The sequence below is a fragment of the Pseudomonas sp. PSPC3-2 genome (genome assembly GCF_049897085.1).
Classification (GTDB): Bacteria; Pseudomonadota; Gammaproteobacteria; order Pseudomonadales; family Pseudomonadaceae; genus Aquipseudomonas; species Aquipseudomonas paraveronii.
This window is the reverse complement of sequence record NZ_JAFCVO010000006.1, coordinates 174494-191109: the sequence shown is the minus strand read 5'-3', so window position 1 is coordinate 191109 and position 16616 is coordinate 174494. Positions and strand designations below refer to the sequence as shown.

Sequence of the window (16616 nt, the reverse complement as noted above, 5' to 3'; positions counted from 1 at the left end):
GGCCAGGCCGACAGGCGTCTGTCGCATGCATCAGCTCTGGGCCGACTTCCGTTCGTCTCGACAGGCAGCGATCGGCCGATCCTGCTGAAAGCAGTCGGATGTTTAGATTGCCTGAACGCCGGCTAGCATCGGCGCGGCGCCGTAAGCAGTAAGACCACGCCGTGCTCAGTGTCGATCAGGTGGTTTGTGGAATAGGCAAAAAAGGCTGGGCTACCCGAATCGGCCGAAAGCAGGGATCTAGACCCCAACTACCTCGACCCTGTTGCGTCCGGCTAACTTGCCCTCGTAGAGCGCGTAATCGGCCCGTGCAATAGCGTCGCTGAGCACCTCCTCAACGCGATATTGAGTGACGCCGATGGACAGAGTCACGCTGACTTTTTTGCCATTGCTGTAAATCTCCAACGCCTGCACAGCCTTGCGTATACGTTCTGCGCTATCAGTTGCATGGCTAAAATCCGTGTCCGGCAATATGCAGAGAAATTCTTCGCCGCCCCAGCGGCCGATAAAGTCTTGCTCTCGCATTGAACATTTGAGTAGTTCACTCACCGCTTCGAGGACACGATCGCCGGTATCGTGACCGTGCAAATCATTGACCTGCTTGAAGTGATCTATATCCATCAACATCAAGGTGAGATTGCTGGGGCGCCTATGATGTCGTGCCAGAATTTTCTCGGTCAGCGCAATCATGTGCCGACGGTTGAATAGGCCAGTTAATGAGTCCGTCGTTGCCATACGCGCCAGGCTCTTGTGCGCGCGGGTTACCGTGACCACATAGAACAGCGCGAGATAGCTGAACATGCAGAACACCACTGTCAGGTTGAAAACATGCACACCCAACAGAGCATTGGAGGAGATGGGTTGCAGAGGACTTACGAACCACATCAGTACATCCAGGCTTACGTAGTAGGCCCAAAGCCAACCGGCGTATATCCAGGCGCTACGGGCCCGCATACTGACGAACAGGGCCGGAATAAACATTAACAAGAAATAGTGAAAACCACTTCCCCAGCCGATTAGAACGGTGCCCAGCCCTGCGTGTACAAGTACTTCAATGCGTATCAGGAGAACTGCCAGCCGATTTCGTCGCTGCTTGAAGGCGTGATAGGCATAGACATACATGGCCACACTGACCACGTTTATCCACGCCAAAATGGGCGAGCCCAGAATGAGAAAAATAAAAAAGAAGGCAACGTCTACGCTACCCGCCAACTGGCAGCAACGCATGGAAAGCTGCCAAAATTCTGGCCGAGCGTCGCGTCTGGGTAGGCTTTCTGAGTGTGTCCCTTGCATCGAACCTGTTACCTCAATATCCGGGTATACGTCGGCTTTTAGGTTGGCTATTTCACACCAGCAAATGAGGCGTAAGAAAGGTTTCGCAGGGCGTTTAGATTGAAGGTACGAGGCTATACATCAGTTGTCTAGTGGCTACTGGCCGCTTTTTATGGCGATTATATTAAAGAGAACGGCAAATCGGCCGGCAAAAAACCGTGACAGCAGCAGGCTAATAAAAAGCCCCGCAGGGTGATGCTCTGGCGGGGCTTTTTTGTGCGATTGAGCTTTTGCCAGTCCTCAACCGGGAGCATGGAGCGGCGGTCGAAGCGATGGCTCGATCAGTGAACGGTCGTCGCCCACTTCAAACCCGAGCAGGCGACACAATAATCTTCACGTTGTGCTCCTTATTCTTAACCAACTCCTCAAAGCCCTGCCCCACAATCTGTTCCAACTGAATGCGCCCCGTCACCAGCGGCGTGATATCCAGCCGTCCATCAGCGATAAACGCGATCACATCAGCAAACTCACCGTTATAGGCCAGCGCCCCCATTACCTGTTTTTCCGTCGCCACCAACTCGAAAAAGTTGAACTCGCTGGGCTCTTCGAAGATTCCCACCAGGACGCACTTGCCGGCCTTGCGGATCAGGTCGATCGCGAGCTTGGCCGTGTGTTTGTTGCCGATGCATTCGAAACTGACATCCGCGCCGAGCCCGCCCGTAAGGCGGCGTACTTCGGCCAGGGCATCGCACTCATTCGGATCGAGCACATGGGTCGCTCCCACTTCCCGGGCCTTGGTCTTGCGCGCTCCGGACATTTCCAGCGCGATCACCTGCGCGGCACCGGCCGCTTTGGCGCACATGATGGTGCACAGGCCAATGGTGCCGGCACCGACCACCACCACGTTTTGCCCGAGCAGGCTTCCGGCTTTTTTCACTGCGTGCATGCCCACGGCCAGCGGTTCGATCAGTGCCCCGGCTTCAGCCGGAAAGTTCGCCGGCAATTTGTACAGTAGGTTGGCTGGCACGTTGACCAGTTCGGCGAAGGCGCCATTGTTCATCAGCCCGGTGAAGGCCAGGTTCTCGCAGATGTTGTACATCCCGTGGGTGCAGTAGTAGCACGTGCCGCAATGTTGGCACGCATCGGCCGCCACCGGCTCGCCGACGCTGAAGCCCTGCACGCCGGCGCCGAGTTCGACGATCTCACCACAAAACTCATGACCGAGAATGCACTGGCCCTTTATCCCGGTCAGCGGGTGCGGGGCGTCAACCGGTATGAACACCGGCCCGGCCACGTACTCATGCAAATCGGACCCGCAAATTCCGCACCACTGCACGCGGATTTGCACCCAACCCGCAGGCGGCGAAATGGGCAGCGGAACGTCTTCGACGCGGATATCGTTACGGCCGTGCCAGACAGCGGCACGCATGCTGCGTTGCGGATTGATCGAAAGGGTCATCGCGAAATCTCCTTGAAACGGTTGGTCCTGGCGCCCCGCCAGCGTCCGCCAGCAGGGGCGTCAGTGCGGTTGCACAACGTCCAGAATCAGTCGATTGGCCTGCTCGGGGTGATGCCAACGGTCAGCGACACACGACTCATGACGCCGCCACGGGCAGAACAGGGAAAGGGGGCTGGGCTGGACATCGGGCACCTGTTTTTATTATTGGGTTGCCAGTCGGGCTGGTAGCCAGAGCCAGAGCAAGGCCGGTGCCATATCCGCAAAAACACCTGAATAGCCCTTGCTTAGAGCGGTCCGATGGAAACCCAAGCAGGGCCGGGATCGCGTTCGAATGAGACGCGTCATATCAGACCGCACGAAGTGGCGACGAGACCGTGAGACGCTGCGTCTCGCCGCCAGCCCCGACCCTGCAAGCCCATTGGCAACACGTATCGTCGCCCCTCCCTCAAGAATTCAGCTCGCTCGCCGATGCTTCTAATCACCGGTTCTGTGCCCTTTAACCGACCATCTTCCGCATTAAGGAGTCAACGCGACATGGGGGGTTTCTATAGCCTGTTTATCGACACGCCGGTCGCAGCACTCTACGTGCCGGGCTCGCACAATCCGGGCTTGGTAGTGCTATCTATCCTGGTGTCGATCTTTTCGGCCACCATGTCGCTGCAAACCGCACAGATTGCACGCAAAGCCGAAAGCGCGTTGCATCGACACATGGCTGTCAGCACAGGTGCATTCGCCCTGGGCGGTGGCATCTGGACCATGCACTTCATCGGCATGTTGGCGTTCGAGCTGCATACCCACGTCCACTACGCCACCGGCCTGACCCTTTTTTCTCTGCTGCCGGCTTGCGTAGCTTCCTGGCTCGCTCTGCGCATGCTTGCAAGTCCCACCGTCACCGGATTGCATCTCGTCATGAGTGGCACCCTGGTGGGCTTAGGTATCGGGGCGATGCACTACAGCGGCATGGCAGCGATGCAAACATCATTGCAGATGCGTTATGACCCGCTCATCTTCACGCTTTCCATCGTGCTGGCGATCGTCCTCGCCGTGTTCGCTTTGTGGGTGCATTACCGACTTCTACGAACCACCTTGACCTCCATGCAACGGCTGCTGGTCAGTGGGACCGTCTTGGGGTCGGCAATTGCTGGCATGCACTACACAGGCATGGCAGCAGTACGGTTCGTCGGTGTGCCGGACAGCATTTCGCCAGGTGTTCTGCTTAACACCACATTCGCGTCTATCGCGCTTTCCACGTTCACCGTCACGGTGACGGTGCTGGTGCTTGCACTCAATGGCTTGATCCATTCACGCAAGCTGTACCGAACGATGGAAGAGAACAACCTCAAGATTGAGGAAAGCAAGTCACGCATGGATGCCATCCTAGACACCGCAGTCGACGGCATTATCACTATCGATAGCCGAGGCCTGATCCAAAGTTTCAACCATTCGGCGGAACGACTGTTTGGCTGGAACGCCGACGAAGCCATTGGCCGCAACATCAATATGCTGATGCCCGAACCCGATCAGTCGCAGCACGATGGTTACCTGCATAACTACAAGACCACGGGTGCTCCGAAGATCATCGGCATCGGCCGGGAGGTCATGGGCTTGCGTAAGGACGGCAGCCTGATGCCAATGCGGCTTGCCGTCGGCCGGGTAGACCTGCCCAATGAGCTACTGTTTGTCGGTTTCGTCACCGACATCACCGAGCGTCACACGCTGGAAGCCTCATTACGCGAGACCGCTGAACGCGCCGAACGCGCGGCCATCGCCAAGAGCACCTTTTTGGCCAATATGAGCCACGAAATTCGTACACCGATGAACTCGATCATCGGTTTCACCGAGTTACTTCTCCAGGGTGATCTGACATCGATCCAGCGCAACCACCTGCACACAGTGGGGCAATCATCCAGATTACTACTCGGGTTGATCAACGACATTCTTGATACCACCAAAATGGAAAATGGGAGCATGACGCTGGAGTCCATTGATTTTTCGCTCAAAGGGCTTGCTCTACAGATCGAATCCTCAATGCGCTTGGGCGCACAAAGTAAGCACCTGACGCTCACCCCGCACTACCCGACCGACATGCCTGAATACTTTCAAGGTGATCCCCTTCGCATCTTGCAAGTACTGACCAACCTGGTCGGCAATGCCATCAAGTTCACCGAGCGTGGTGGTATTGAAGTTTCATTTAGCTATACGGACGCCATGGTGCACGTCAAAGTCGCGGACACCGGCATTGGCATGACGCCCCAGCAAATCGAACTGATTTTTGCACCGTTTACTCAGGCCGACGCGTCCATCAGCCGGCGTTTCGGCGGTACCGGTTTGGGCACCACTATTGCGCGTCAGTTGGTCGAGCAGATGGGGGGAAGTATTGAGGTGGTGAGCGAGTTCGGACATGGCAGTATCTTCCATGTGCAACTGCCCCTGCCGACCGGACAAAAACCCGAGGCGACACCGGTTGCGGCGCCCCAGCAGGTGTTGCCACCGCTGAAGATTCTGATCGCCGATGACGTGCCCCAAAACCTCGAGTTGTTGACCCTGACACTCAGTGGCCGCGGACATCAGGTAGTGGCTGCGCGCGATGGTGGCGAAGCTGTCGCGAAATTCATAAGCGATCACTTCGATCTCATCTTGATGGATGTGCACATGCCAGGCACTGACGGCCTGCAGGCAACGCGGCTTATCCGTCAGTACGAGCGCACACACGCTCGCCCTTACACCCCGATCATCGCGCTCACCGCCAGCGTGTTGGCCGAAGACCGACAAACCGCACAGCAGGCCGGAATGGACGGTTTCGCGGTCAAGCCGCTAGACGTACCTCGACTGTTCGATGAGATCGCCGGGGTCTTGAAGATCGAACGCGCCCCCGCTCTCCCCGGCGACACCGATAAAACCCTTGCACCGCACCCACTGATCGATTGGAACTCAGGCATCTCACTATGGGGCAGTGAAAAGCGACTGGCCAAGGCACTCAAGCAATTCCTGGAGTCAGCGGCTACAAACCATCCGTTGCCGGGTGACGCGGACGCCGATATCGACTGGGAGACGACACTTCTCAGCCTACATGGCATCCATGGGGCGTCCGGCAACTTATCGCTCCCCTCCGTGGCCGAGCTGGCCAGCACGCTGGAGGATAGGGTCAGGACAGGAAGGCATGAAGAGGCACGCCCTCAAATCACCGAGCTGCGTACTCTGCTAGCGTCCGTAACCCGAGAATTACAGGCCAGCAACGCGCTACTCGTTGAGAAGCAACGCCCCTTAGCCCAGCCCTCAGCTTCCGAACTGCTAGCCCATATGCACCAACTGCTGGCCTGCCTTGCGCACAACGAATTGAACGACGCAGCGCTAGACAAGGTCTGCGCCGGGCTCGAGAGCCTGGGCGAACATACACACGTTCAGGTTTTGCGAACGGCGGTCGATGCTTTTGAGTTTGGGCGAGCTCAAACCCTGCTGCAGCAACTCGTTGCCGACCACACCCTGGAAACTCAAGCATGAGCAGGACCATTGCATGAAGTACATGAAGGACACTCGCCAGACCTTGCTGGTGGTCGACGATGAAGCGACCAATCTCCAGGTGCTGCGCCACACGCTGCAAGATGAGTACCGCTTACTCTTCGCCAAGGACGGTTACAAGGCGCTAGAGCTGGCGCAGGCTGATCGGCCGGATCTGATCCTGCTCGACATCATGATGCCCGGGCTCTCGGGCTATGACGTCTGCACGGCGCTCAAGCAGGACTCGAGTACGACCTCTATCCCCATTATCTTCGTCAGTGCTCTGGCCGAGGCTGACAACGAGATGCTCGGCCTTAAGCTCGGGGCCGTGGACTACATCAGCAAACCTTACAATCCCGGCATCGTCAAAGCGCGTGTGCGCACCCATCTGTCCTTGGTGCAGGCACAAGAACTACGCGATACACGTTTGCAGATCGTTCAGCGGCTGGGTACCGCAGCCGAGTTCAAGGACAACGAAACTGGACTGCACGTTATCCGCATGAGCCACTATGCCAAGACGCTGGCCCTGGGCGCGGGTTACAGCCGGTTGGCAGCAGAAGACTTGCTGCATGCAGCGCCCATGCACGACGTTGGCAAGATAGGCATTCCCGACGCGATCCTGCAAAAACCGGGAAAGCTCACTGAAGACGAGTGGACCATCATGCGCCAGCACACGTCTATCGGTGCCAAAATCATCGGTGAGCACCCTTCTGGACTGCTGCATATGGCGCAGATCATCGCGCAGAACCATCACGAAAAATGGAACGGCACCGGCTACCCAAGCAGGACTGCGGGTGAAGACATTCCCCATGCCGCCCGAATAGTTGCCGTGGCTGATGTGTTTGATGCTCTGACCAGCGTGCGTCCCTATAAACCTGCCTGGTCAGTTGAAGACGCCACAGGGTTAATCCAGCAGGAAAGCGGCCAACACTTCGATCCGGAACTGGTCGAGGTTTTTATGGACTGCCTACCCGACATTCTCGAGATACGCGAACACTGGGCCGACGTTGAGCCCGTCAGCGTCGATTGATACTAGCGCGTGCTTCGCACACGCCAGCTTCTGACTACTGCTGCAACATCTCCAACCGCGCCGGCAAGTCCTCCTGGGGAAAGCGCGCGTGCAACGCCAGCAACTTCTCATCCGCCGCTTTGCTTTCCCCGGCTGCGCGCAGGTTCACGATCTCCTGCAACGCCTCCTCCAATGAAGGCAGTGCGACCGGCGCTCGCTTGCTGAGTTTGGCCATCGATTGATCCGCCAACGCACCGGCAATTTCGGCTTGGACCGGTGCGCTTTCGGCCTTGGGCGCGGCGGCCATTCGGGCCATCGGCGCGGGAGCGGAGAGCGTTGGCGGGGCGGGGCGGCTTGCTTCTTCGTGGAACGCGGAGAAGGTCGCGGGGGAGATGTCGGGGGCTGGCACGGGCGAGCGCATGACCACGCCGATCATCAGCGCCAAGCCTGCGACGGTGGCGAATGCCATTTGCCAGCGCGGACGTTGGCAGGCTTGCAGCCAGCGTTGCCACACACTCGGTTGCGGCGCCGGGGTTTCGCGGCGGGCAGCGGCGAGGATGAAGGCGTCGAGGGATGCCGGCGGTTCGCCGCTGCTGTATTGACGAACATGCTCGATGAGCCGGTCGTCGGGGGTGTGTCGGGACTCGGTCATGCGGGTATCTCCTCGGCCAGCAGGCGGCGCAGTTTCTGCTGGGCGTAACGCAGGCGGCTTTTGACGGTTTCCAGCGGGGCGCCGGTGAGCGCGGCGATTTGCGGCACTTCGAGGTCGCCGTGCAGGCGCAGCAGGAAGACTTCGCGCTGGTCTTCGGGCAAGTCTTGCAACGCGGCGTCGAGACGCGCCTGGTCGCGACTCAGGCTCAGTTGCTGCTCGGGGCCGGCGCAGGTGTCGGGCTGGGCGTGCAGTTGCTCATCGTAGCTGTCGTGCAACGGGTTGTGGATGCCGTGCTTGCGCCAGTAGTCGATCAGGCGGTTGCGGGCGATCTGGAACAGCCAGGTGCGAAAACTCGCCCGGCCTTGTGGCTGGGTGGCGCTGCGGATCAGGCTGAGCCAGGTCTCCTGATAAATTTCCTCGGCCAGTTCGGCCTTGTTGCTCAGGGACACGAGGAAGCGGTACAGGCCCTGGCGATGCCGCGCGTATAAGACTTCGAACGCGGCACCGTCACCGGTTCGGTAGCGGGCCAGCAGCGATTCGTCGCTGGGTGAATCATCTGGAGCGGGCATGTCGGTGGCGAACTCCTTTCCGGTCGGCGTGTTGACGATCAAGGTTTGAGGCTTTGGGCCACTTCGACCAGTTGCACGAATTCATTGCGCAGCCCGAACGGGTCGTCGCCCCGGGCCGAGCGGGCGAGTGCGGCGGTGTCCTGCAACGTCATGCTGCCAGTGTAGCGGCCATCGCCCTTGAGTTGCTGGGCGAAGGCGGCCACGGCGGCGCAGAAGCGCAGGTCGTCGCTGGCCTTGGCCGACTGGCTGGCCACCGGCCGCTCGATCAAACGGCTCGCACCACCGGCCGCCGGCTTATAGCGCACGCGCAACATGGCCAGCTCAGCGGATTGGCCCTGCGCCGCAGGTGCGGAGGCGTAGCGCAGCGGCTCCAACCAGCCCTGCTCGCCCTTCGGTACAATTTCGTACAGCGCGGTCAGCGTGTGCCCGGCGCCGATCTCTCCCGCGTCGACCTTGTCGTTATTGAAATCCTCACGCTTCAATGCGCGGTTTTCATAACCCAGCAAGCGGTATTCGCTGACCTGGGCCGGGTTGAATTCCACCTGCACTTTCACGTCCCGCGCCACCACCGCCAGGGTCGAGCTGAGTTGGTCCACCAGCACCTTGCGCGCTTCGCGCAGGGTGTCGATGTAGGCATAGTTACCGTCGCCCGCGTCAGCCAGTTGTTCCATCAGGTGTTCGTTGTAGTTATCCACACCGAAGCCGAGGGTGGTCAGCGACACACCACTTTTGCGCTGTTCGACGGCCATCTGCTTGAGGCTGTCAAAATCGCTGACGCCGACATTGAAGTCGCCATCGGTGGCCAGCAGGATGCGGTTGATGCCCTGCTCGATAAAGCCTTCGCGGGCCATCTGGTAGGCCAATTCGATGCCTGATGCGCCGGCGGTAGCGCCGCCTGCGCTGAGCTGATCGATGGCGTTGCGCAGCTTCACTTTGTCGCGCCCGGAGGTCGGCGGAAGCACCACGCGCGACTCACCGGCGTAGACCACCAGGGACACGCGGTCTTGGTCGCGCAACTGATCCACCAGCAATTTCAGGGTGCTTTTCACCAGCGGCAAGCCTTCGCGGCGGTCCATGGAGCCGGACACATCGACCAGAAATACCAGGTTGGCCGGCGCCAACTCCGCCACGGCGCGGTCGGACGCCTTGATGCCGATGCGCAGCAGTTGAGTGCGCGGGTTCCACGGGGTGGCCGCCAGTTCAGTGGTCACGCCAAAGGGCGAGCCGTCGGTGGGCAACGCGTAGTGATAGGGGAAATAGTTGAGCATTTCCTCAAGTCGCACAGCGCCCTCGGGCGGCAGACGGCCTTGGTTGAGGAAACGCCTCACGTTGGCGTAGCTGCCGGTGTCGACGTCGATGCTGAAGGTCGAGACCGGCGTTTCGGCGACCCGATGCACCGGATTGTCCGGCAGGTTGGCGTATTGCTCGCGGGGCTCGCTGCGGTAATCCAGGCTCGCCGACGCCTGCATCCGCATCGGTGCAGGCATCGCCATGCGCTTGACCAAAGCACCCTGGACCGGCGTGTTTTGCAGCTCGACGACGGGCTCAGCCGGTTTGGCTAAATCAGGCGACGAAGACAGCCCACAACCGGCCAGCCCCACCAGCAAGGTAACCGCAAAGCCCTGGGCAGCAGGACGCAGGAAAAGCAGAGGACGGGACATGGACTGAACCTCGTGAATAAATGATCCGTTCACAAGGTCAGACGCAGGGTGCGGGGTGTTCGGGTTAAACCCTGGTTTAGATAACACCTCGATCAGTGTGGGAGGGGGCCTGCTCCCGATTGCCAAGTATCAGCCACTGCATCGGGTGACTGACCCACCGCTATCGGGAGCAAGCCCCCTCCCACATTTGATATTCGGTGGTGCCAGAATCGAGACGGTTAACTCAGTCCAGTGCGCTGCCCCGCCGTTAGCGTTCGGATCGAATCCTGGTTTAGATAACACCTCAATCAGTGTGGGAGGGGGCTTGCTCCCGATGGCCAAGTATCAGCCACTGCATCGGGTGACTGACCCACCGCTATCGGGAGCAAGCCCCCTCCCACATTTGATCTTCGGTGGCGCCAGAATCGAGACGGTTAACTCGGTCCCGTGCGCTGCCCCGCCGTTAGCGTTCGGATCGAATCCTGGTTTAGATAACACATCAATCAGTGTGGGAGGGGGCTTGCTCCCGATTGCCAAGTATCAGCCACTGCATCGGGCGACTGACCCACCGCTATCGGGAGCAAGCCCCCTCCCACATTTGATCTTCGGTGATGCCAGAATCGAGACGGTTAACTCGGTCCAGTGCGCTGCCCCGCCGTTAGCGTTCGGATCGAATCCTGGTTTAGATAACACCTCGATCAGTGTGGGAGGGGGCTTGCTCCCGATAGCAGTGTGTCAGCCACTACATGCATGACTGATGCACCGCTATCGGGAGCAAGCCCCCTCCCACTTTTTGATCTCCGTGGATCAGATAGAACTCGTTCTGCTTTTGTTCTAGCTCTGGTTTTTGATCTTGATCTTAGGCTCACCAAGCACTAGCGAGGTACCGAGTGTTGGGGCAAGAGGCCTTTGGTTGCGTTGGGCTGGGCCGGCATTCCGGCTTTTCCAAAGTGACCCGCTGTAAGAGCGGAACCACCCGCCGCCATGACCAAAAAAACGAATATGTACCCAATACCAAAGCAGCCTGGTCGGCCCGGAGGCCGCCAAGTTCACCCCGCCTGCCGCAAATGCTCCATCGCCCAAACCGCCGCCTCCACCCGCGACCGCAACCCCAACTTATGCAGCAAATTCTTCACGTGTACCTTCACCGTCCCCTCGGTAATCCCCAGCTTATGCCCGATCACCTTATTGCTATACCCACTGGCAATCGTGCGCAGCACCTGCCGCTCCCGCTCAGTCAACTCCACCGCCGCATGGGGTTGCGGCGAACGCAGGGCCTGGGCCAGCACCCGCGTCAACCCGGGGCTGATCACCAACGCCCCATGCAACGCGTCGCGGATGAACTCCACCACCAACTCCGGCTCCATGTCTTTGAGCAGATACCCGTTGGCATCCAGGCGCAGCGCATCGCGAATGTCATCCTCAGCATCGGACACGGTAAACAGCAGCACCTTGCCCGCATAGTTCATCGCGCGCAGGCGGCGCAGGGTTTCCAGGCCGTTCATCTGTGGCATGTTGTTGTCCAGCAGCACCAGGTCCGGTTGCAGGCTCTCGATCTGGTCCAGGGCTTCCTGGCCATTGCCGGCTTCGCCGACGACCTGCAAATCGTCTTCCAACTCGAGTATCTGGCGCATGCCGCGGCGCATCATCGGGTGATCGTCGACCAGCAGGATACGGTGGCGGGGGAGTGTGCTCATGGGAGGTTGCCTTGTAGAGGTTGCCCGAGAAATTCCGGTTGAAAGCGCATTTGCACCCGTGTGCCCTGGGGCTCGCGGGGGCCGATGTCGAGTTGGCCGTGCAGGCTGCGTGCACGTTCGTCCATGATGGTCAGGCCGTGGTGTTCACGTTGGTCGACGGCACCGCAAAAGCCACGGCCGTCGTCCTCGATGCTCAGGCTTACGGTCTCGCCCTCCTGGCGCAGTTCCAGCCAGGCGTTTTGCGCATGGGCGTGGCGCAGGCAGTTGGACAGGGCCTCGCGGGTGATTTGCAGCAAGTGAATCTGCTCGCTGGCCGACAATTGGAAGGCGAGCGCGTCGACGTGCAGGTGCACCTGGAATTCGCCACGCCGGGAGAACTCTTCGGCGGTGTCCGACAGTTCCTGTACCAGCCCGGCATCGTGGATTTGCAGGCGGAAGGTGGTCAGCAGCTCGCGCAGTTGGCGGTAGGCGTTGTTCAGGCCGTCGCGCAGTTCGGCGGTGACGGTGGCCAGGGTCTCCACCGGCTCGCCACGGCGGATCAGGGTTTGCATGCGGCTGACTTGCAGCTTCATGTACGACAGCGCCTGCGCCAGGGAGTCGTGCAGTTCCCGGGCGATGATGGTGCGCTCGTCAAGCAGCAGCAAACGATGATCCTGTTCGCGCTGGCGTTTGAGCGACAGCGAGGTGCCGATCAGGTTGGCCAGGGCCTGGATCAATTGCTTCTCCCAGTCCTGCGGGGGGTGGCCATCGTCGAAGTGGGCCTTGAGTTCACCCAGTTCCGAGCCCTGGTTGCTGATGCTGAATACCTGTGGCGGCGCGACGTTGTGTTTATGGCAGCTCGCGCAATCGCCGATGGCGCAGATGTTGCGGCTGTCGCCGCCGTGCAAGGCGAGCATCTGCTGGGCTGGTGCGAGGAAGTGGCCTTGCAGGCACAACGACAGGCGCAACCCCGGCAGGCGTTTCTGGAAGCGCCGGATCAGTTCGTCCAGGCCTTCGGCATTGGCCAGGCGCGTGGCCAGGCTGCGGCTGCTCTGGTAGAGCAGTTCGAGCGCGGCGTTGGCTTGTTGCAGGTTGAGGGTCTTGAGGCGCACCTGGCTTTCCAGGGTGCGGTGCGACGCCTCGATGGTCTCGGCCATGGCGTTGAAGCTCAGGGCCAGTTGGCCCAGTTCATCCTCGGAGCGGTGGTTGACCCGGGTCTTGAAGTCGCCGTCGCGAAAGCGCCGGGTGGCCTGTACCAGTTCCTGCAAGGGGTTGACCACGCCGTACTGCAATTCATACAGGCCGATCAACAGGATGATCAGCGTGCTGAACAGCGCCAGGCCCTGGATCCCTTGCTGCCAGCCTTGTTTTTGTTCGCTCTGTTGCTGCAACAGGCTGACGAATTGATTCATTTGCTCGACAAAGGCCGGTGCGCTGGCCTGGAACAGCGCCGCATCACCGCGCCCCAGGGCCGGGCGCAGCTCGTCGTTCCAGCGTTGCTGGATTTGTTGGTAGCTCTGCAGCAGGGCGCTGTTCGGGCCGTCTTCCAGCACCGCCTTGAGCGACTGGCTGTCGAGGCGCCCTTGCAGGCTCTGGGTGATGGCGTCGATCTCCGCAACCGGCGCGGCAGCGGCGAGTCGCCAGCTCAGGTGGTAGGTCTCCATGCGCACGGAACCTGCGGTGTTGATCGCGGCGGCGTCGCCCTGGCTGAACCAGGCGATCAGCCCCGCGCTCAAGGAACTGGCGAGGGCCAGAATGGCGATCAGGATCACGGCCAAGCCAGCGCGCGCGGGCAGGGAGCTGCGCAGCCAGTTAAACATCACGGCGTATTCGGAGGGGGGACAAAGCCTGCATGGCGGCACCTGAAAAGGAAAAACGAGCTGGAAAGCCGCAATCCCTGGCGCACTACCTCTAAAGAGTTGCCGGCAAACCCTCCCACGGGAAAACGCCGGCACAAGAGATCAATCCATTGATAAATAAAGACTTTCTCTTGTTATAGGGACTACCTCCTTAGAGGTATGTGCGGTCAGCATAGCCTTATACCCCCCAGGCCGACGTTGATCTGCGTCAAGTTCCACGGGGGTGTCGCCCCTAACCTGCGCTCATGAAATCACCTTCTGGAGCGCATACCGTGACTCAACCCCGTATAAGACAAGGCCTGGTGCTGGGCATGAGCACGCTGGCCTTCACCGTCTGCTTTATGGTGTGGATGATGTTCGCCGTGTTGGGCGTGCCGATCAAAGAGCTGCTGCAACTCAACGAAACCCAGTTCGGCCTGCTGGCCGCCACGCCGGTCTTGACCGGTTCCCTGGTGCGCTTGCCATTGGGCTTGCTGACCGACCGTTTCGGCGGGCGCATCGTGTTCTTCCTGTTGATGCTGGCCTGCGTCCTGCCGCTGTACCTGATCACCTACGCCACTGCCTATTGGCAGTTCCTGGTGCTGGGCCTGTTTGTCGGCCTGGCTGGCGGTTCGTTTTCGGTGGGCATCGCCTATGTCGCCAAATGGTTCGACAAAGAGAACCAGGGTTTTGCCATGGGCGTCTTCGGCGCCGGTAACGCCGGGGCTGCGGTCACTAAATTCCTTGCCCCGGCGCTGATCGCCCTTGGCACCTGGCACCTGGTGCCCAAGGTGTTCGGCGCGATCTTGTTCATCACCGCGCTGCTGTTCTGGTTCCTCACCAGCGAAAACAAGGCCCACCGCAGTGCCGGCGGCGCCACCTTGCGCGAGCAACTGCGGTGCCTGAAAGACCCGGCCGTGTGGCGCTACTGCCAGTACTACTCGATTGTCTTCGGCGGCTACGTCGGCCTGGCGTTGTGGATGACCAAGTACTACGTGCAGGAATACGGTTTCAACCTGCAAAGCGCCGCGCTGCTGGCCGCCTGTTTCTCCCTGCCCGGTGGCGTGCTGCGTGCGGTCGGCGGTTGGATGTCTGACCGCTGGGGCGCCCAGAGCGTGACCTGGTGGGTGTTGTGGGTGAGCTGGATCTGCCTGTTCCTGCTCAGCTACCCGCAGACCCAACTGCAAGTGATGACCGTCAACGGTCCCCTGGATTTCCATATCGGCCTCAACCCCACCCTGTTCACCGTGCTGCTGTTCGTGATGGGCATCGCCTTCGCGTTCGGCAAGGCCTCGGTATTCAAGTACATCGCCAATGACTACCCGCAGAACATGGGCGCGGTGTCCGGCATCGTCGGCCTGGCCGGCGGCCTGGGGGGCTTTGTGCTGCCGATTCTGTTTGGCGCCCTGGTGGACCTCACCGGCGTGCGCTCGTCCTGCTTCATGTTGATGTACGGCGTGGTCTGGGTGTCCCTGACCTGGATGTACTTCAGCGAAATCCGCAAACAACCGCTGCTGGGCCACACCGCCCAACGTCTCCAAGGAGAATGAACATGTCCATCGCGCAAAAGCCCGAGTCGGGCCCGGTGATTCACGACTGGCGCCCTGAGGACCCCGCGTTCTGGGGGGCCAGCGGCAAAAAAACCGCCACCCGCAACCTGTGGATCTCGATTCCCGCGCTGCTCCTGGCCTTCGCCGTGTGGATGGTGTGGAGCACGGTGATCGTGCGCCTGAACGCCATCGGCTTTAGCTTCACCACCGACCAGCTGTTCTGGCTGGCGGCGTTGCCCGGCCTGTCCGGCGCGACCTTGCGGGTGTTCTATTCGTTCATGGTGCCGATCTTCGGCGGACGCCGCTGGACCGCCCTGAGCACCGCGTCGCTGCTGCTGCCGGCGCTGTGGATGGGTTTCGCGGTGCAAGACCCCAACACCTCCTACAGCGTGTTTGTACTGATCGCCTTGTTGTGCGGGTTTGGCGGCGGCAACTTTGCCTCCAGCATGTCCAACATCAGCTTCTTCTACCCCAAGGCGCAGCAGGGCACGGCCCTGGGCCTGAACGCCGGTCTGGGCAACCTGGGCGTCTCGGTGATGCAGTTCTGCGTGCCGCTGGTGATCACCTTTGGTGTGTTTGGCGTGGTCGGCGGGCAAGCGCAGACCCTGCCGGACGGTAGCCAGTTGTGGCTGCAAAACGCTGGGTTCATCTGGGTGCCGTTCATCCTCACCGTCACCGTGGCGGCGTGGTTCGGCATGAATGACCTGTCCAGCGCCCGCGCTTCGTTCAGCGAGCAGGCGGTGATCTTCAAGCGCAAGCACAACTGGCTGATGTGCTGGCTGTACCTGGCGACCTTCGGTTCGTTCATCGGCTTTTCGGCGGCGTTCCCGCTGCTGATCAAAACCTCGTTTCCGGACGTGGTGGCGTTGAAGTTTGCCTTCCTCGGCCCGCTGGTCGGCGCGCTGGTGCGCCCATTGGGCGGCTGGCTGGCGGACAAATTGGGCGGCGCGCGGGTGACCCTGTGGAACTTCGTGCTGATGATCGTGATGGTGTTCGGCGTGCTGCACTTCCTGCCGCAGAACGGCCAGGGCGGCAGCTTCTACGGCTTCCTCGGCATGTTCATGTTGCTGTTCATCACCACTGGCGTGGGCAACGGCTCCACCTTCCGCATGATCCCGGTGATCTTCCGCACCCAGCACGAGAAAGCCAGCGCCGGTAAATCCGCTGCCGAGCGCGAGCAGGCCATCAAGGATGCCGGCAAGGAATCCGCCGCGGTGCTGGGGTTCAGTTCGGCCATGGGCGCCTTCGGTGCGTTCTTTATTCCCAAGTCCTTCGGCACGTCCATGGCCGCCACCGGCAGCCCGGCGATGGCCTTCTACATGTTTGTCGGTTTCTACCTGAGCTGCATCGTCGTGACCTGGTGGTGGTACGCCCGCAAAGGCTGCGCCACACCCTGCTAGTCCGACCTGAATTCGCGGGGCAACGCACCCCGCAGCACGCCTGATGAGGAAAGCAC

At 60.4% G+C, this 16616-nt stretch carries 11 protein-coding genes; 4 read left to right on the top strand and 7 right to left on the bottom strand.

What is annotated here, in order from left to right:
• Positions 1 to 237: 237 nt before the first annotated feature.
• Together ACP7CJ_RS12460 and ACP7CJ_RS12455 are read right to left on the bottom strand one after the other, a co-directional pair.
• On the bottom strand, positions 238 to 1224 hold the full coding sequence (locus tag ACP7CJ_RS12460) for a GGDEF domain-containing protein (protein ID WP_426101759.1): 987 nt from the start codon (positions 1222 to 1224) through the stop codon (positions 238 to 240).
• Positions 1225 to 1633: 409 nt separating this feature from the next.
• A complete protein-coding gene (locus ACP7CJ_RS12455; protein WP_247400187.1) occupies positions 1634 to 2698 on the bottom strand; it encodes a 2,3-butanediol dehydrogenase in 1065 nt (354 codons plus the stop codon).
• A 564-nt stretch (positions 2699 to 3262) separates the two neighbouring features.
• On the opposite strand from ACP7CJ_RS12455, the gene ACP7CJ_RS12450 reads away from it, so the two are divergent.
• Together ACP7CJ_RS12450 and ACP7CJ_RS12445 are read left to right on the top strand one after the other, a co-directional pair.
• Complete coding sequence (locus ACP7CJ_RS12450; RefSeq protein WP_426101757.1) at positions 3263 to 6229, top strand: MHYT domain-containing protein; 2967 nt, start codon at positions 3263 to 3265, stop codon at positions 6227 to 6229.
• A gap of 13 nt (positions 6230 to 6242) precedes the next feature.
• On the top strand, positions 6243 to 7256 hold the full coding sequence (locus tag ACP7CJ_RS12445) for an HD domain-containing phosphohydrolase (RefSeq protein ID WP_426101755.1): 1014 nt from the start codon (positions 6243 to 6245) through the stop codon (positions 7254 to 7256).
• Between the two features lie 34 nt (positions 7257 to 7290).
• Here ACP7CJ_RS12445 and ACP7CJ_RS12440 read toward each other — a convergent pair whose 3' ends face one another.
• The 5 genes from ACP7CJ_RS12440 to ACP7CJ_RS12420 all read right to left on the bottom strand — a co-directional run bounded on the left by ACP7CJ_RS12440 (position 7291) and on the right by ACP7CJ_RS12420 (position 13592).
• Positions 7291 to 7887, bottom strand: coding sequence for a hypothetical protein (locus ACP7CJ_RS12440; RefSeq protein WP_426101753.1), 597 nt, complete (start codon positions 7885 to 7887; stop codon positions 7291 to 7293).
• Positions 7884 to 8456, bottom strand: a complete 573-nt coding sequence (locus ACP7CJ_RS12435) for an RNA polymerase sigma factor (RefSeq protein WP_276195759.1) — start codon at positions 8454 to 8456, stop codon at positions 7884 to 7886. Before ACP7CJ_RS12435 ends, ACP7CJ_RS12440 begins: the two co-directional genes overlap by 4 nt.
• Positions 8457 to 8494: 38 nt before the next feature.
• Complete coding sequence (locus tag ACP7CJ_RS12430; RefSeq protein WP_426101751.1) at positions 8495 to 10117, bottom strand: vWA domain-containing protein; 1623 nt, start codon at positions 10115 to 10117, stop codon at positions 8495 to 8497.
• Between the two features lie 1028 nt (positions 10118 to 11145).
• Positions 11146 to 11793: a two-component system response regulator NarL gene (narL, locus tag ACP7CJ_RS12425; protein WP_276193417.1), complete on the bottom strand. Its 648-nt coding sequence runs from the start codon at positions 11791 to 11793 to the stop codon at positions 11146 to 11148.
• Positions 11790 to 13592 carry a HAMP domain-containing protein gene (locus ACP7CJ_RS12420; protein WP_426101749.1) on the bottom strand — a complete coding sequence of 601 codons (1803 nt, stop codon included), beginning with the start codon at positions 13590 to 13592 and terminating at the stop codon, positions 11790 to 11792. The genes narL and ACP7CJ_RS12420 overlap by 4 nt, the downstream gene beginning before the upstream one ends.
• A 311-nt stretch (positions 13593 to 13903) precedes the next feature.
• On the opposite strand from ACP7CJ_RS12420, the gene ACP7CJ_RS12415 reads away from it, so the two are divergent.
• Together ACP7CJ_RS12415 and ACP7CJ_RS12410 are read left to right on the top strand one after the other, a co-directional pair.
• Positions 13904 to 15160, top strand: a complete 1257-nt coding sequence (locus ACP7CJ_RS12415; protein WP_276193415.1) for an MFS transporter — start codon at positions 13904 to 13906, stop codon at positions 15158 to 15160.
• 2 nt (positions 15161 to 15162) lie between these two features.
• Entirely contained in the window at positions 15163 to 16560 is a 1398-nt protein-coding gene (locus ACP7CJ_RS12410) for a NarK family nitrate/nitrite MFS transporter (RefSeq protein ID WP_426101747.1), read from the top strand.
• Positions 16561 to 16616 lie beyond the last annotated feature (56 nt).